The organism is Treponema sp. OMZ 305 (assembly GCF_024181325.1).
Taxonomy (GTDB): Bacteria; Spirochaetota; Spirochaetia; order Treponematales; family Treponemataceae; genus Treponema.
The window spans coordinates 2,157,045-2,172,369 of record NZ_CP051300.1 but is presented as its reverse complement, the minus strand read 5'-3'; the positions used below and the strand labels follow the sequence as shown (position 1 = coordinate 2,172,369).

18 protein-coding genes and 1 pseudogene are annotated in these 15,325 nt (G+C 41.0%); 5 read left to right on the top strand and 14 right to left on the bottom strand.

The features are described 5' to 3' along the window. Window positions 1-82 precede the first annotated feature (82 nt). Together ABK01_RS09565 and ABK01_RS09560 are read left to right on the top strand one after the other, a co-directional pair. Window positions 83-976, top strand: a complete 894-nt coding sequence (locus ABK01_RS09565) for a leucine-rich repeat domain-containing protein (RefSeq protein WP_212565245.1) — start codon at window positions 83-85, stop codon at window positions 974-976. Window positions 977-1,708: 732 nt separating this feature from the next. Beyond that, window positions 1,709-2,008, top strand: coding sequence for a hypothetical protein (locus tag ABK01_RS09560; protein ID WP_212565244.1), 300 nt, complete (start codon window positions 1,709-1,711; stop codon window positions 2,006-2,008). Window positions 2,009-2,278: 270 nt separating this feature from the next. On the opposite strand, the gene ABK01_RS09555 is transcribed toward ABK01_RS09560, so the two are convergent. After that, entirely contained in the window at window positions 2,279-3,445 is a 1,167-nt protein-coding gene (locus tag ABK01_RS09555) for a leucine-rich repeat domain-containing protein (protein ID WP_253675458.1), read from the bottom strand. Window positions 3,446-3,521: 76 nt separating this feature from the next. Here ABK01_RS09555 and ABK01_RS11830 point away from each other — a divergent pair. Both ABK01_RS11830 and ABK01_RS09550 read left to right on the top strand, forming a co-directional pair. Further along, window positions 3,522-3,620: pseudogene (locus ABK01_RS11830) on the top strand (flavodoxin family protein); the annotation flags it as partial. 34 nt (window positions 3,621-3,654) lie between these two features. Then, window positions 3,655-4,575, top strand: coding sequence for a restriction endonuclease (locus ABK01_RS09550; protein ID WP_230974397.1), 921 nt, complete (start codon window positions 3,655-3,657; stop codon window positions 4,573-4,575). Between the two features lie 74 nt (window positions 4,576-4,649). Here the strand turns inward: ABK01_RS09550 and ABK01_RS09545 are convergent, their stop codons facing one another. The 6 genes from ABK01_RS09545 to ABK01_RS09520 all read right to left on the bottom strand — a co-directional run bounded on the left by ABK01_RS09545 (window position 4,650) and on the right by ABK01_RS09520 (window position 7,383). Further along, on the bottom strand, window positions 4,650-4,859 hold the full coding sequence (locus ABK01_RS09545) for a DUF4261 domain-containing protein (RefSeq protein WP_230974396.1): 210 nt from the start codon (window positions 4,857-4,859) through the stop codon (window positions 4,650-4,652). After that, window positions 4,859-5,053 (bottom strand): hypothetical protein, encoded by a 195-nt coding sequence (locus tag ABK01_RS09540; RefSeq protein ID WP_230974395.1) that lies wholly within the window; start codon window positions 5,051-5,053, stop codon window positions 4,859-4,861. The genes ABK01_RS09545 and ABK01_RS09540 overlap by 1 nt, the downstream gene beginning before the upstream one ends. A gap of 177 nt (window positions 5,054-5,230) precedes the next feature. Further along, window positions 5,231-5,689: a flavodoxin family protein gene (locus tag ABK01_RS09535; RefSeq protein ID WP_253675457.1), complete on the bottom strand. Its 459-nt coding sequence runs from the start codon at window positions 5,687-5,689 to the stop codon at window positions 5,231-5,233. After that, complete coding sequence (locus ABK01_RS09530) at window positions 5,682-6,599, bottom strand: 4Fe-4S binding protein (RefSeq protein ID WP_253675456.1); 918 nt, start codon at window positions 6,597-6,599, stop codon at window positions 5,682-5,684. The genes ABK01_RS09535 and ABK01_RS09530 overlap by 8 nt, the downstream gene beginning before the upstream one ends. Before the next feature lie 133 nt (window positions 6,600-6,732). Further along, window positions 6,733-6,915: a hypothetical protein gene (locus tag ABK01_RS09525; protein WP_212565240.1), complete on the bottom strand. Its 183-nt coding sequence runs from the start codon at window positions 6,913-6,915 to the stop codon at window positions 6,733-6,735. Window positions 6,916-6,918: 3 nt separating this feature from the next. Then, on the bottom strand, window positions 6,919-7,383 hold the full coding sequence (locus ABK01_RS09520) for a MarR family transcriptional regulator (RefSeq protein ID WP_253675455.1): 465 nt from the start codon (window positions 7,381-7,383) through the stop codon (window positions 6,919-6,921). A 331-nt stretch (window positions 7,384-7,714) separates the two neighbouring features. Between ABK01_RS09520 and ABK01_RS09515 the strand changes: the two genes are divergently transcribed. Beyond that, window positions 7,715-8,920: a hemin-binding protein B gene (locus tag ABK01_RS09515; RefSeq protein WP_212565238.1), complete on the top strand. Its 1,206-nt coding sequence runs from the start codon at window positions 7,715-7,717 to the stop codon at window positions 8,918-8,920. A 336-nt stretch (window positions 8,921-9,256) separates the two neighbouring features. Here the strand turns inward: ABK01_RS09515 and ABK01_RS09510 are convergent, their stop codons facing one another. From ABK01_RS09510 to ABK01_RS09480, 7 genes are all read right to left on the bottom strand, one after another. Further along, window positions 9,257-9,856, bottom strand: a complete 600-nt coding sequence (locus ABK01_RS09510) for a hypothetical protein (protein ID WP_253675454.1) — start codon at window positions 9,854-9,856, stop codon at window positions 9,257-9,259. An 11-nt stretch (window positions 9,857-9,867) separates the two neighbouring features. Beyond that, on the bottom strand, window positions 9,868-10,746 hold the full coding sequence (locus ABK01_RS09505; RefSeq protein WP_253675453.1) for a DUF4261 domain-containing protein: 879 nt from the start codon (window positions 10,744-10,746) through the stop codon (window positions 9,868-9,870). Between the two features lie 123 nt (window positions 10,747-10,869). Next, window positions 10,870-11,343 carry a flavodoxin gene (locus ABK01_RS09500; RefSeq protein ID WP_212565236.1) on the bottom strand — a complete coding sequence of 158 codons (474 nt, stop codon included), beginning with the start codon at window positions 11,341-11,343 and terminating at the stop codon, window positions 10,870-10,872. A gap of 129 nt (window positions 11,344-11,472) precedes the next feature. Then, window positions 11,473-12,573 (bottom strand): poly-gamma-glutamate system protein, encoded by a 1,101-nt coding sequence (pgsW, locus tag ABK01_RS09495; RefSeq protein ID WP_253675452.1) that lies wholly within the window; start codon window positions 12,571-12,573, stop codon window positions 11,473-11,475. Then, entirely contained in the window at window positions 12,570-13,028 is a 459-nt protein-coding gene (pgsC, locus tag ABK01_RS09490; protein WP_253675451.1) for a poly-gamma-glutamate biosynthesis protein PgsC, read from the bottom strand. The genes pgsW and pgsC overlap by 4 nt, the downstream gene beginning before the upstream one ends. Beyond that, on the bottom strand, window positions 13,018-14,160 hold the full coding sequence (gene pgsB / locus ABK01_RS09485; RefSeq protein ID WP_253675450.1) for a poly-gamma-glutamate synthase PgsB: 1,143 nt from the start codon (window positions 14,158-14,160) through the stop codon (window positions 13,018-13,020). Before pgsB ends, pgsC begins: the two co-directional genes overlap by 11 nt. Window positions 14,161-14,194: 34 nt before the next feature. After that, complete coding sequence (locus ABK01_RS09480; protein WP_253675449.1) at window positions 14,195-15,325, bottom strand: M14 family metallopeptidase; 1,131 nt, start codon at window positions 15,323-15,325, stop codon at window positions 14,195-14,197.

Below are 15,325 nucleotides of genomic sequence, written 5' to 3'. Positions count from 1 at the left end.
CTGTTCGGAACCACCGCCGTCCGTGGCGGTAGAGGAACGGCGGGTATTAAACCGCACGAATAATTTTTTAGAGGAGTGTTTTATGAAAAGGTATTTTACTGTCGTAAGTATGGTGTGTTTGTTTGCATTAGTGAGCATTGCCGGAACAACGGCGCAGGAAGCGCAAAAAGTAAACCCTCCAACTGACTTTAAGTACGATTTAAACGAAACCTGTGACGGTGTTATCATTCAAAGATACAAAGGCACAGAGATGGAGGTGGTAATCCCCGCAGTTATTGAAGATTTTCCGGTAGTTGAGATCGGTTATGAGGCATTTTCAGAAACAAACATAGTTTCTATTGTTTTTCCGGATTCCGTTACGACTATCCATGGATGCTGCCAATACTGCGGATTTTTAACAAAAGTTGTATTGCCGAAAAACTTAACATATATACCCTCCCGTATGTTTGAGGGCTGTACTGCATTGAAAGAATTTACCCTGCCGGAGGAAATAAGCACAATCGGTCCAGGCGCTTTTGCTAGTTCCGGATTGGAAGCTATCGAAATACCCGACAGTGTAAAGAAAATAGGCGACAAGGGTGAATATGAAGTCTTTGCCGGTTGTCAAAATTTGAAAACCGTTACCATCGGAAATGGGATAAAAGTTATAGGCAGTAGAACATTTTCCGGCTGTACAAACCTCATGACCGTTATGATCGGGAATGGAACAGAAAACATAGGGTATCACGCATTTTCCGACTGTACGAACCTCACAACTGTTACGATCGGCAGAGGAATACGGGCTATCGGCGACTTTGCATTCAAGAATTGCAGCAGTTTAACGACCGTAAACATTGGAGTAGAAAAACTTGAAAAGGGTTCTTATGTTGGAGCTTACGAAACAGGCTATGGCGAAAAAGTCTTTTCCGGTTGTTCTGCTTTAAGCTTAAAAGAAAAGCAAAAGCTACGGAAAACCGGATACACCGATGAGTTTTAGCAGGTAATGCTTTTGCACCAGGGGGGCGTACGGAGAAAGTGGCCGGTGGAATGATAAACCGGTATGCCTGTATTGCATTCTGTAATCAATAACCGTTGAACCCATTAGAAATAAAGAATTTAACAAAGAAGATGTAGCCTATTATCTTGATTCGATCCTTTTTGAATACGGAAAAAAAATGAAAAAAGATATCGAAATAAGTAAACACAATGAAAAATGACGACCTGTTTACAATCGAATACTGAGTGCGAAAAACTGCAGCAAAGAAGCGACGGGTAAAATTGTCATACCTTCTCTCATGCGGAATGGAATGCCGTAGAACTGGCGGACAAGTGGATCGATGAAACACCGAAAGTAACAAAAATTCTCTGTACAGATGGAGATGGAGAAGTTTTTCATCAACTTTCTGCCAAAACCGAAAAGCCGGCCGAAAGAGTACAAAAGCGACGGAAAATAACAAGGGCAGAGCGGCAGATGGCGGAATAAGGGGATGGCACAATACATTACCCCCTGAAGAAGCTGCAGAATTTTGGAAAAATCTTTAAAATATGGATCAAGAAGATGATTTGCGTGATGAAAAAATCTATCACCACTTGGCTGCTATGGAAAGGCATGATGATTTTATAAAAGAAAAATTAATGACAAAAGACGACACTGTTTTTTTATGGCGCAACCTCGTACGTTACAAACAGGCAAAGGAACGCGGTCATAAATCAGCGGACTATTTTCTTGATGAAACGTATGAGAATTTCGGTTTTTTCGGAACGCTCTTGCACAAAACGCAGAATCCCTCATGCCTATATCTACACTGCAGACGGTTCTCTCGCTTCGCGTTTCCGTATTGACTCTCAGGATATCCCCGAAAAACTTTCAACACTGTATAAAACCGATATGCCGCTCGGAAAATACGAAGCTCAAATTATTGCATGGGCAAAAAAATCACCGGCACGGATGATTGAAGAAAACTGCCATACAAATTGGGATTCAATGCGAGCGGCGTGGCAGAATTCTTTTGAAGAAATTTATTCATAAAAGGAAATTTAATTATGTCAGAACACAGTAAGGAAAGAAAAATGCAGGAAAAACTCTAAAAAGAAAACAACCAAATAATGATTCGTGCGGAGGGACAATACCCATCGTTCCTCGGCGTTTGTTCTTCAATCAGTTCTAAGCCGTTTAAATATGCAAACTTAATTAATGTTAGACTTATTGGGTTATGATAATACGGTATCAAAATTAAAAGATATTATCAAAGACAATGACCTTAACATTATTGTCACTCATTACAAATTATCAAATAAGCTACAACTTCTGCTTAACGATAATTTGCTCATCGCGTATACCGCTGCCGCAATCTCTTAGCAAGTTTTTTACCGATTCACTTGAAACAATAAAATGTGCATCAAGATTAATATCAGTAAATGCATCCTCACTAATGGCAGTAACGCTATTCGGTATCACAACGCTTGTTAAAGAGGTACAGCCGTAAAATGCCGCCCAGCAAATCTCTCTAACACTGTCAGGTATAGTAATCTTTGTTAAAGAAGCACAGCAGGAAAAAGCCTCTTCGCCAATTTCGGTAATACTGCGAGGTAGTACAATACTTGTGAGCGAACTACAATTATGAAAAATCTCCTCTCGTATTTTTGTCACGCTATCCGGTATCACAATGCCGGTTAAGCCGGTACAGCCCGAAAACGCTCGATTGCCGATTTCAGTAACACTAACCGGTATTGCAACACTTGTTACAAAACTACAGTCGGTAAATGCATCACTACTAATCTCAGCCACACTATCAGGGATGATAATACCGCCTTGTAAACCTGCAGCAGCAGCGATCAGTGTTGTCTTGTCCTTTGTATACAGGATATTATTTTCACTGCAATACACCGTATTTGCATTATCAACGGTAATATCTATTAAACCGGTGCAGCTCCCAAAAGCTCGCCCTCCAATCTCCGTAACACGCGCTGGAATAACAACATGTGTTAAAGCAGTACATAAGATAAACGCCTCCCAGCCAATTTCAATAACAGAGTCAGGTATTACAATGTTTGTGAGGGAAGTGCAGCAGCTAAATGCCGACCAGTCAATCTTAGTAACACTGTCAGGAAGCTCAATACGTGTTAAAGAACTACAGCAGAAAAACATCTTCCAACTAATTTCAGTAATACTGTCGGGTATTGTTACGCTTATTAAAGAACTGCACTCATTAAAAGCTCCACCGCCGATTTTCGTAACGCTGTTCGGTATCACAACATGTGTTAAACCGGTACAGCCGGAAAATACTTCTTCGCCGATTTCAGTAACACTATCGGGAAGAACCAGACTGACTACTAACTTTTTTTTATCAACTACGGAGATTAGTGTCCCATCTCTTATGTTCAGCAGTTTGAGATTTGCTTTTTCTTCTGCCGTCAATAGCAATTCATCTACGCTTGCAATATCGTCTTTATTGATAGTCAGCATATCACACTCCATCGCAAATAAGCTTAAGGGTTTCCTATCGTCAGTATAGAACATTTTTATCTTTGATGGTATGCTCATAGACAGTAACGCGGGCTATAGCGAAGCTGCACGGAAAGAGGTAGAGCAGAGCGCAAGGGACTATTTAGCTTGGTTGGATGCACTGCAACAAGCGTAAAGCGTTTCTTAATATCAATTACATTAGGAGGGATATGATGGCAATTCCAACGTATGAAGAGTGCATGCTACCGCTTATGAAAATTGCAGAAGATGGTAAAGAGCATTTATTTAGAGAAGCTACTGACGCATTGATAAATCAATTTAAGTTAACTGAGAAAGAAAAACAAGAATTGCTCCCAAGCGGCTCAGCATTTGTTGTTAATAATAGAATTGGATGGGCAAGAACATATTTAACAAAAGCCGGTTTATTATTAACCACTAAAAGAGGTTATTTTCGCATATCGGAAGAAGGAAAGAAACTCTTGCAAAAGGAGCCTGCATTTATCAATACTAAAATGCTCAAAGAATATGATGCTTTTAATGAATTCCAGACGACAAAAGAGCCTGATAATTCTGAAAATAATAAAATTGAACATAATATTGAACAAAGCATTACTCCACATGAATTGCTTGAAAGCGGTTATCTCAGTATAAAAAATGAATTAGCAGATGAGTTATTGTCTACAATTAAAAATATCAGCCCTTCAAAATTTGAAAAACTAGTGATTGATTTATTGGTTAAGATGGGATACGGCGGTTCAATCAAAGAAGCTGCCACGGTAGTTGGAAAGTCCGGCGATGAAGGAATTGATGGCATCATTAAAGAAGATAAGTTAGGCCTTGATGTTATTTACATTCAAGCAAAAAAATGGGATAGCGGTACTATCGGACGCCCCGAAATACAAAAGTTTGCAGGGGCATTGTTAGGAAAAAAAGCAAAAAAGGGAATATTTATTACTACTTCAACATTTACAAACGAAGCAAAAAAATATGTTACCGATATTGATGCAAAAATAATACTACTTGATGGAAAGCAATTAACTGAATTAATGATAGAAAATAATCTTGGGGTAAGCACACAAGATGTTTACACAATAAAACGAATCGATTCGGATTATTTTGAAGAAGATTAAAATCAAGGGAACTGTCAAAAACTTGCGCAGTTAGTGTTAGCGGATTGCTTAAAATAATCCCCTCAATTCTTTTCTTATTCATAATGTCTGTTGCCCTCAGCATAGGCACCGGTGTCTATATCAAGGACTTCGCGCACAGGCTTGATAAGCGATTCTTCGTAGCGGCATATCCATCGTTCAGGCTGTGCTGAACCATCCGGTATGCCGTCGATGGTGTCGCCGGTTTCTATGGGCTCAGCATTTATTAAAAGATAGAACGCGGTGTTATACACATAATTTACCATCAGGTTCGGATCAATCGTGTGGCGGCAAACTGTGCTACAGCGGTGTCCGAATCGTACGAAAAACATTCGGCATTTTCCAAGCGCTTTTGTATCACTGCTTCCATCTGCTCTCGAGCCGGCATTGTTACCGGCGCTTTAAACAAGAGCTTTACAATCAACACCCCCGACGCAAGCGTCGAGGTTGTTGTTCTCATAAGGTGGTTGCAGTCGGCTTTAATACCCTTTGTTACGACGCAGAGCGTCGGGGTATTAAATCCTCCGCACGAATAAAAATGCCGCCGACTTTTTCTTCTTTGGTTAAATCCTGTTGAAAAATCTTATCCATATTTCACCTACCCTTCTCTTCTATTTTTGAAAGTATGAAAAAACCGTTACGCGTTTATAATATTTTTCTCAAAAAAATCGATTGCATTTTTAAAATCGTTTTCGTTCGGTCGGCCTTTGTTTAAACCGCCGATGAGTTTTAAGGGTCCGAAGGTATCAAAACCTTTACAGCCGAATATACCCAGACAGATCTTTCCGTTTTGTTCGGTTCTTTTACGCAGCGTTTTTTCAAACCCTGCATTAACCGCTCCGGCGGTGTAAATAAAAAACAGTTTTTGTACGCCGCTCGCAAGTGCTTGTTCAAATAGTGTATCGACCGGTTTTGCAAATTTAAAGTAAAAAATTCCGGAGGCAAAACCGACCGTATCATATCGCTTAAAATCATCGGGATTAAAATCGACAGCTTTGATCAGAACCGTTTCGGGGTACTTCTCTTTTATTTTATACAGCACTTTTTCAGTGTTCCCGTGGTGTGTTGAACTGTATACAATGCATACATTACTCATAGCATAATTCTCCTTCATTATTTATATAGCCGTATCGTTTGGGGTATACGGCCGAGAGCTCTTTTTCCAAAATAATATTTCCATCATTTAATCTTTTTTGCGCAACCGTTCGATATGCAAAATCGATTGCGTTGCTTTTACAATGATAAAAACACTCTCCGCATAAGATACAATTTTTTTGATCTTTTATCGAGACCTTACCATCTACAAAAATAAAATTGTTAACAGGGCACACTGAAATACATTTTTTACATGCATGGCAGTTTTCTCGTATAATCGATACGGTTTTAAACTTTGCATGTATTTTTTCTTGCGAAAGTATGTTCAGCATAAGACGCATAGGGACTTTGGTATACGCAAAAGAACTGCTATTGTCTTGTATATGTTCCGTATGCAAACATAAATTAAAAATACTACTTATGGCCTTCTCTATTAAGCGTTCTTCCGTGTCACCGGGCTTGTGCTCCAATATTTTGGTACGAAAAAATCTGCTCAGTGTATGAAAGGAGGCAAGTTTTATTCCCAAAACCGGCACATATTTTTTCTTTTTTAATGCGCGCCCCATCTCTTCCAATGCAATAAATGAATGAGCACCTCCGTACGTGATAAACGGAACAGCAATTTTTGAACGCTTATGATCCGGTTCAGGCAGCGCTTCAAGAATGCGCAATACATGAGTTTCCGCATGGCCTGCGTATACCGGCGCGCCTGCAAAAAGAGCATCGAATTCTTGCAAGCGTTCTTCCAAGATTTTTTGCCTTTCGGATTTTGAGGCAAACAACAGGTTATCATCTTTTGTAATATTTATGATATCCGCTGTGCCGCTTTTCTCTTCGATACTCCTCTGAATCATGCGTGCAGCAACCAATGTGTGTCCCGAAGGACTAAATACAATGATAGCAGCTTTCATAGTAAATCCTCCCATAAACCTTCCTTAAAATGCAACAGTCGAACAAAATATCAATTTTGGAAACTGTTGCATTCGTGCGCGGAACGCGCACATATAATCCGCGAGTTTGCGCTTACGCAAACTCGCAGCGTTTTTAGACAATGCCAACTGCATTGTCTAAAATAAGCCGTCCTATAAATTCGACAACCGCAGCCTTTATCAAAAAGCGAGGATTGGCGAATTGCCGCACTTTTGCAACGAAATGAAAAAGTGCAATCAATAGGCGATGTTTGCGCTTGCGCAAACTCGCAGCGTTTTTAGATAATGCCAACTGCATTGTCTAAAATAAGCCTTCATTTGAGCTTAAATCGGGAATATTGTTATCTACCAATTCCGCTAAACGAGCAATTGCGCCAAATTCTTTTTTTGAAAGTGAATTTAAATACGCTGCGAGTATCTCGTTAAAACCGGCGTGAAATTTTTCGTGATTGTTATACGCAATGATTCCTTCTTTCGTCAGCTTAAAATAAACGGTTTTTTTGTTATCCGCTTTTTTATATTTTTCTATCAATTTTTTCTTGATCAGCTTATCGGCGACTTGCGTTACAGCACCATTTGTAATCCCGAGTTTTTCCGAAAGCTCGGAAGCGCTGTGTCCGCCATCCAAACCTATCGCTTCTATAAAATGAATTTCACTTTGGTACAAAGTATGCTGTGTACCGAAAGTCCTCGGTCTTTTATCATTAGCGTTTATTTTATACTGAATTTTTACCGTCCGTTTTATGAGATTTTCTACATCATTCATTGCATTGTCCTTTTTATTTTAGCCACTAAAATAAAAATATATTAAAATGCAGTCGATGTCAATATGTTTTAGCAACTAAATATTTTAATACACTATGGGATATTGCTGAAAACGAGTAAAAAGTTTTTATAGCGATTTCTTCTTAAACTCCGCCCGATCCATTACATATTTCTAAAAGATGTTTTTTTATCAAAGCCATGATTAACAATCTTTTCAGAATCCGTTAAATTCTTGGATTCGCAATTTTGATCATTTTTAAGTGAAAACAATACCATTGACATTTTTGATTGTTTGCGCCACTATCCCTACCCTTGTATTTTATGGAGGTTTTATGACATCTAAAAAGTGTTTACAGGCAGCTATAGGGGCTGCTCTGTTGTCGGTGTGCCTGCTTGCAGGTTGTGCCAGTGTTCCTGCTACCGCAGTATCGGATACTGCAGCAGCTTCAGAACTTGCTGTTATGAAAGGTTCATGGCAGCCCCTCAGCCGTTTTGAAGATGATGCTGTTTTGCAGGATGTATACGCTAAAAATGCTGCTGCAATGCCGTACTATAGTGAAGGCGGATTAAAAGCAGCAGTACATTATGCGGTGGCGGCGCCCGTGATAAAAGCTGTTTTTGACGGTTCAAATACGGTAGCGTTTACTGTACGTACTGCCGACGGTTCTGAGAAAGAGGTTTTGTGTGAATATACCTTTAAAGGTACACGCCCTATGGTTGAAGATTCGACTCGCAATTGGCTCACATTTGAAGCGGTAAAACCAATTCAAGAATTAAAGAATTTGCGCTATTTTGTTGTTACGGCTCCTCAAGTTGATAAAAAAACCGGAATAAAATCATTTGATGCCCGCTTCGGTAAATGGGGAATTCGATCGCTGGTACATGGGGATCCTTTGAAGCGAGCGCCTTTTGTAGAAGCAAATCTTTCAAAAGAAGAGGTACTTAAACAGTTTACGGCTGTTATCAATACAGTGGCAGCAGAAAAATTACCCAAAGAACCGCTTGCGTTGTATAATGGCAAATGGGTAAATTCAGTTACCGTTTGCGAAGATCCGCGCCCTGCTATTCAAAATGTTTACACGCAATTGATTAAAGAATTTGCCGGACAAAATCCGAAGGGCGGTGATTATACAAAAGAAGATATTATGGCACTGGTGTACAAGGCATTCGGTACCGCCAATGATTTTACTCATATTGAATTTGTTGCAGGAAATGGTAAAAATGAGATTATCGTATGGAAAGGTGATAAAGAAGTCAGCCGCAGTTCATATATACAAGATAGTGCACATGCCGCACATCCGGCATATCGTGCATTTTCCGCTACTGATCCTGCATTTAAAGGTAAGTTGGCTCATTTCGCAATTACCATTCCCCACGCTGTCCCGCCTCACATGCATTTCTGGTACGGGACTTCCGTCGAAGAAGCCGCAAAAATGAAGAACGCACCTACCTGTATACGTGCTGATGTATCTGAAGAAGAGATGGTGCAGCATGTCCTTGATAGCTGCCGGAGCTTTTTAAAAGGGTCTATACATTAATTAGTTAAAACGGAGTTGTCTTACCGATGGCAAAAACAATTAGTTTTTACCATCGGCAGGAGCAGGAGTATTAAAAACGCTCTGCACGAATAAACGACAAAATACCGCCACATAAGGATTCTATACTTTAAACTGATTATCCCAATCATCAGAATTATAAATCTTATCTAAGTGATACTGATTATCTGTCAACTACACCCTATCGGGTATAGATACTTATTTTAAAAACGATTATACACCCGATAGGGTATATTTCAGCGCTCTTCTTTTGACAGTATACCCTAAAGGGTGTATATTACATATGCAACAACTTCACGGGAGACTATGTTTATATATTTAAAGTCCCTTTAAGTAACAATTGAAATAATCTTTTTCTCTATAGATTTTTGCACCCGAAAAATTTTTTAATCCGGTCTTTCGGTAATTTTGTATTTTGCCGCTACTATCTATGTAGCTGTGATTTATCACTTCGGTAATATCTGAAAAATTATAATTTTCGGGAAGATCAAAAAAGGAGAATGAAAAGGCAGTACCGAAATTAAAATAATTCCCGTCACGCATTTTCACAACAAACCCCGTCCAGCTCATTAACGTTTCGCCTCTTATTTGATTTAATATTTCTATCGGAAAAGAATATCGGCTTCTTTCTATTCTTACTATTTTTTTAGAGTCTATGATATTATGTTCTATACAAAAATGACTTACGATTTGCCTGTAAGGATTCTCCTCATTATTGAGAAAAATTTTATTTCCTTTTTCTTCTTCGAATCTTCTTATCGCTAAATCTATATATGTATCCGCACACGAAAATTTGACGCATGGAATAATCACATTGTCTCTTAAAACTACAGCCGCTCGATATATGCATCCATATATATCATCCACTACCGGTTCGATATTCATTTTTAAAAATGTAATTATTTCTTTTTCAGTCATATTCGACTTCTTTATTCATACTGTCTGTTACCCGCAGCATAGGCGCCGGTATCTATATCGAGAACTTCGCGCACCGGCTGGATAAGCGATTCTTCGTAGCGGCATATCCATCGTTCAGGCGGTGCAGAACCGTCCGGTATGCCGTCAATGGTGTCGCCGGTTTCTATGGGGTTATCATTTATTAAAAGATACAACGCGGTGTTGTATGCATGATTTACCATCAGGTTCGGATCAAGTCCATGAAAATGATATTGTATGTCGGGCAAGAACAACAAGCTCATGCCGAGCGTATCGACAAGCATATCTTCGCCGCCTTGAATAGTAAAAAAGCGGACGTTCACGGCAAATTGAATAAAACGGTTTTCACGGGGAAGCGTATGGTTGCGAATAGTTTCTGCGGTAAAAAGTTTTCCCGAATTTTCAAAATAAACAGCAGTACAGCCAGGAAAAAGCTCGACCAGCGCTTCTGTAAAATCCATATCGAGTGCTGCACGCTCCAATGCGGGAAGTGCCGCCGCCAGCATATCGGTACCGATGAGTGCATATCGACATTCGGACAAAATAGCATCTTTATCGTCTCCGCAGTCCCACATCTGGCTTTTGGTAAAATCGTCAATGGTATTTCCGTCAAAGGCGGCGGGAGCAATCATTAGCATAGGCGGATACGCCCCATCCTTAAATTCCGCCCGATATCGAGTGGCGGCAAATTGTGCTACGGCAGTGTCGGAATCGTACGAAAAACATTCGGCATCTCCCAAGCGCTTTTGCATCACCGCTTCCATCTGCTCTCGAGCCGGCATTGTTACCGGCGCTTTAAACAAGAGCTTTACAATAAAAATGCCGCCGACTTTTTCTTCTTTGGTTAAATCCTGTTGAAAAATTTTATCCATATTTTATTTTACCTTATCGTAAACCGACCCGCTATGACCGATGACCAGACAAGCATAACGAGTTTATTGTACTGTATCGCACATATCCTCTATAAGAGTTTCTTACATTGAATAATGTATACGTTAAAACTGTGCAGCCCATTCGGCAAGGGAAGCCTTGTTCAGCCGTCCGTTCAATAGTTTGCCTTCCACGATTTTTGCATTCGGTGCACTCGGCTGCAAGTTGGTGACCGCCTTCCCAAAACTACTCCCGCCCGATGTCGCAAACAGCACGATTTTTTTACCGCTAAAATCATATCGTTCAAGAAAGGTATTGATAATCGTCGGCGCAATATACCACCAAATCGGAAAGCCGACAAAAATCACATCATAGTCAGCGATATGTGCATCATCATCCACAATCGCAGGGCGGGAAGATTTATCAGCCATCTCTACACTACTGCGTGATTTTTTATCCATCCAATCCAAATCCGCCTTTGTATACGGAATAGCCGGTTTTATCTCGTGCACATCCGCACCCGCAGCCTCTGCCAATATCCGCGCAGCTTGAGCCGTTACTCCCGAAGCGCTAAAAAATGCCACTAATTTCTTTGCCATCATACCCTCCTCGTAAAGATTAAAAGTATCCTCAAAAGTTGAACAAATTTTCAAAGATACCGTCCTCTGAATATATAAGGCAAACTGCCGTTTAAGTCAAGAAAAAATATTTTACACTATTGGGGATCTCTAAAAATCAGTTATATTTTTAATTTCGTAAAAAAACAAATTATGGCAGCCGGTTATAAGATAGAGGGCAACGAGAAACAGACCGAGTATCACATAATTCCATATATGCTGCACAGTACGGTAATAATATATCGGTGCAGTGCCGATCTCCGGCAGTGTGATAGGATCGACTGGGAGCTGATAATAGCGGGCAATGCTTTTTATATTGAGTAGATAAAATACCGGTGTACCGCTCTGCAAAAATTTTCCTACTAAGCCTGTTTTTATTGGGGTTGAAGCCGACAGCCGTACTGTTTCCGTTGTGATGCTGTCGTTATATTCGCCTACTGAAAGCAGATTTCCGCCGATATTGATGAAGGCTTTTATAGGAGTGTATGCAGTTGCCGTATAAAATGCGTAACGGTTTTCAATATTTTTTTCTAAATCCGTCCCATACAAGAACTGTAAGCCGTAACTGTTCAATCGTTTTTGTATGCGCCCGATAATCTCCGGTTCAAATTCCTGTCCCACATCTTTTACACCGCCGAGCGAATAGGCGATTGTTTTATGCGCTATAATCTTTTGCTCATAGAGGTACTGCTCCATATCAAGGTAGGTAAAATCTTCTCTATTGCCGCCGTACATTGATGAACCTATCGATGTTACCATAACGGGTTGTAATCCCATAGCATCTGTCGCTACAATAAAGGCGAGGTTAAGCGCCGGAAAAGAGCTGGAGCAATTAGCGGCAATAGTGTCGCCCTTCTGCAAACCGGCCTCTTGAAAGAGCTTTACAAGCAGCGCTGCAAAATCGGGATTAACGGTTGTCCGTTTGCTTTCCACATTACCGAGTGTTGTCGTAATACCGCTCCACTCCAAACCGATAAGCCCGCTATCCAGTCTATCAACCGTTGTATCTATTTCGATACCTCTTCGGCTCATCTCCTGCCGGACAGCTTGTTGCGCCTGCTTCATCTTTTTTGCTGCGGCTGTCATTTCAGAATATGCCTGATGTTTTCCGGTAACACTATGCGGTTTTACATAATAATAGATAACTAAAAAAAATGCCGCCAGTAGTATCAACACACAATTTTTCGCAGTATAGGTCAAATGTAATTTCATAAGCCGATACCTACCGCAGCTACCAGCTCGTACAATGCTTTAATCACAATAGCGACAATGATAAGCGCTGCAAGCGTGCGTACCGCACCGTTCCGGTCTACTTCCTGCGCTAAAATACCGGGGATGATAGTTCCGATGCTGTGTACATTCAAAAAGTAAAGTTCATGGACATGGAGTAGATGGAAATTGCCATACTGCAAAATCATTTTTATTAAAAAGCTCAGCATAATACAAACAGCGAATCGTCGTCGACCGTACAGAATAGTAGCGCGGGAAAGTATTTTTAAAACCGCAACGGTGAGCAAACTGATAAAGACCGTTATGATCAGTTTAAGAGGGGCATCCAAATACAGCGCAAAGTATGCCGGAACGATCAGTCCGCCGGGTGAAATTTCGGTGAGTTCGTAAAAAGCAATGCTGACAATAACCCCGAGTGTCAGTATCTCATGTATCATGGATGACCGTTCCTTTGCTTTCAAAATAGTCCGTAAGCCGCTTCCCCGATTTGCAAATATTTCCTGCCGCAAATATTACCGCATCGCTGCCTACCGTATCAAAATAGGCATCGTCTGTTAGCATGAGTATTTTTGCACGCTCTATGTGTTGCCGTCTTAGATACTTATAAAACAGCTGCTTATTTTCTCCGGAGATAAGAATGATGTCAAAGAGCTGCTGATGTTTTGCCGTAAAATTCACGTATTGCTCCATCCGGCTGAGCCGGTCTGCCCTATTATTAATAAGCAAATACTTTTTGTGCTGCCAATAGGATTGTGTCATACAATTGTTTAATATGATTTTAGTTGAGACCGGATCATTAGCAGCCAAGGTATTGATAAAAAAAAGAGTACTGCCTTTCGCGTTGCAATACGATAGTACTTTTAAGCTGCCCGGATCTTTATAATATGTTTTCATTGCAGCAAATGCTTGTGTGGTGTCAACACTAAGAAATCGGCATATTGCAAGTGCCAATGCAACGTTTTCAGGAAAATCGACTTCGCGGTAGTATTCTTGAATTTCATCGCTCAAAAATGACTGGGTGTGTTTTGTATCGCATAGCTGCTGAAAGAATGGAAAATAATCGCTGTCTGCAGTAAAGAATACCGCATTGGAGGGAATGGTATTGGAAAGAGAATACGCAATACTGTCGAGATTCTTCCCCATTTCATCCAAATGATCTTCCCGAACATTGGTGATAGCTGTAATGTCGGCAGTGAGGATACGCTGTTCACATATACGCTGCAGCTCCGGTTTTACCGCCATACATTCTACGATTAAAATATCCGCTTTTTGCCGGGCAGCCCAATGGACGGCTTTTATCTGTTCGCGGATATTGGCTTTCCCTTGCCGGTTAATTTCCTGCTCAACGCGATTCACATCGATAATCCGCGGCGATGTACCGGTGGTTTTTGTAAATACCTTATACCCGCCCGCCCGTAAGCCCGCATCAATTAACCGGCAGACCGTTGACTTTCCGCGGATACCATTGATATGAATAACGTATTTTATTTTTTTTCTATGATATTTGAGATACCGGTATTCGAAGCAAAGATAGAGAATATAGAGTAAGGATAATATGATGATAATCAAAAGCTATACCTCTATCCTTGCATAAAACAGCCGGTTATTCTTTTACTTCTTTTAAGTAAGCTCCTACGCCATTTTGCATGATATCTGCATACGAGGGAAGCCCTTCCAGAATTATTTCTTTCTCCGGTTCATTTTCTCCCATAACCTCAATGTGTTGGACAACACCGGTTAAGTGCCTACCGACACGCTCCTCTATAGGGTGTCCGTTTTCATCATACGGAACAAACAGCCGACCGATTTTTTGTGCTTTTACATACATCGGGTCTTTGCCGGTAAGTACGAGATTTTCATCAGTTTTGCCCCGGAGCCGTCCCTGTGAAGCATTCGCTGTTTCCATGAGCGCCGCATACGTGTTGGTATAATCCCCCAACTCTCTATGCGTAAGCCCGTGCAGGGTTGCAGGGGAAGGTTCAAGCCCGATTTGAATATCTTCAAACTCCATATTCATTACAACTTGCGAAGCAATCGGCATTGCCCGCTCGTGTGCAACAATCGCGTTAATAACCGGATATTCAGGCGATGCCTCGTGCAAGTCAATGGTCATATTGATGTCGTTTTTCTTGATCATTTCGGTGATGGCGAATGCGACTTTTTCTGTAAAAGTTCCGTCAGGTCTGCCCGGATACGCCCTGTTCAGGTTGCGTGTTTCGTTCCCTGAAAGTTTTTGCCCGGACGCTGCATGAATATACACATCAGGATCCGGCCATTGGTCAAGCGGGTTTGTCGCACGTGAACCAAACCTAAACCAGCGTTCACCGTAGGGTGTTTTAATGGTATACCGTTGCGGAGAACCTTCTTGCGGGTCGTTATGAGAAAGCGCACTTGCGTTTGCCCGCGGGAGTATATACACCGTGCCTTTTTCAACCTTTAAGTTTTCGATAAGCAGCACGGTTGTTAAAAAACTTGATGGTTCATTCGGATGGGTATTTCCCAAAACCAGTACGCTGCCTCCGGGTTCCGATCCCTGTAGCACATAGACATCGCTATCGCCTCGTGTTCCCTTTAACGCCGGAAGATAGTCGCTCAAGCGCTGCATGGAGGTAACGCCTTCACCTTTTACAATCGGCTCCAATTCCCGTGTTTTCAGAAATTCGCGCCCTGCAAAAAAAACAATACCCAGCGCTAGAACGATCATAATAATACCGGTGGTCTTAGTTCCTTTCAT

Excerpts from the sequence above, each read along its gene's own strand:
- ABK01_RS09565 (WP_212565245.1), top strand. The coding sequence starts at position 83 with ATGAAAAGGTATTTTACTGTCGTAAGTATGGTGTGTTTGTTTGCATTA.
- ABK01_RS09560 (WP_212565244.1), top strand. The coding sequence starts at position 1,709 with ATGAAACGTATGAGAATTTCGGTTTTTTCGGAACGCTCTTGCACAAAA.
- ABK01_RS09555 (WP_253675458.1), bottom strand. The coding sequence starts at position 3,445 with ATGCTGACTATCAATAAAGACGATATTGCAAGCGTAGATGAATTGCTA.
- ABK01_RS09550 (WP_230974397.1), top strand. The coding sequence starts at position 3,655 with ATGATGGCAATTCCAACGTATGAAGAGTGCATGCTACCGCTTATGAAA.
- ABK01_RS09545 (WP_230974396.1), bottom strand. The coding sequence starts at position 4,859 with ATGGTAAATTATGTGTATAACACCGCGTTCTATCTTTTAATAAATGCT.
- ABK01_RS09540 (WP_230974395.1), bottom strand. The coding sequence starts at position 5,053 with ATGAGAACAACAACCTCGACGCTTGCGTCGGGGGTGTTGATTGTAAAG.
- ABK01_RS09535 (WP_253675457.1), bottom strand. The coding sequence starts at position 5,689 with ATGAGTAATGTATGCATTGTATACAGTTCAACACACCACGGGAACACT.
- ABK01_RS09530 (WP_253675456.1), bottom strand. The coding sequence starts at position 6,599 with ATGAAAGCTGCTATCATTGTATTTAGTCCTTCGGGACACACATTGGTT.
- ABK01_RS09525 (WP_212565240.1), bottom strand. The coding sequence starts at position 6,915 with ATGCAGTTGGCATTATCTAAAAACGCTGCGAGTTTGCGCAAGCGCAAA.
- ABK01_RS09520 (WP_253675455.1), bottom strand. The coding sequence starts at position 7,383 with ATGAATGATGTAGAAAATCTCATAAAACGGACGGTAAAAATTCAGTAT.
- ABK01_RS09515 (WP_212565238.1), top strand. The coding sequence starts at position 7,715 with ATGACATCTAAAAAGTGTTTACAGGCAGCTATAGGGGCTGCTCTGTTG.
- ABK01_RS09510 (WP_253675454.1), bottom strand. The coding sequence starts at position 9,856 with ATGACTGAAAAAGAAATAATTACATTTTTAAAAATGAATATCGAACCG.
- ABK01_RS09505 (WP_253675453.1), bottom strand. The coding sequence starts at position 10,746 with ATGGATAAAATTTTTCAACAGGATTTAACCAAAGAAGAAAAAGTCGGC.
- ABK01_RS09500 (WP_212565236.1), bottom strand. The coding sequence starts at position 11,343 with ATGGCAAAGAAATTAGTGGCATTTTTTAGCGCTTCGGGAGTAACGGCT.
- pgsW (WP_253675452.1), bottom strand. The coding sequence starts at position 12,573 with ATGAAATTACATTTGACCTATACTGCGAAAAATTGTGTGTTGATACTA.
- pgsC (WP_253675451.1), bottom strand. The coding sequence starts at position 13,028 with ATGATACATGAGATACTGACACTCGGGGTTATTGTCAGCATTGCTTTT.
- ABK01_RS09480 (WP_253675449.1), bottom strand. The coding sequence starts at position 15,325 with ATGAAAGGAACTAAGACCACCGGTATTATTATGATCGTTCTAGCGCTG.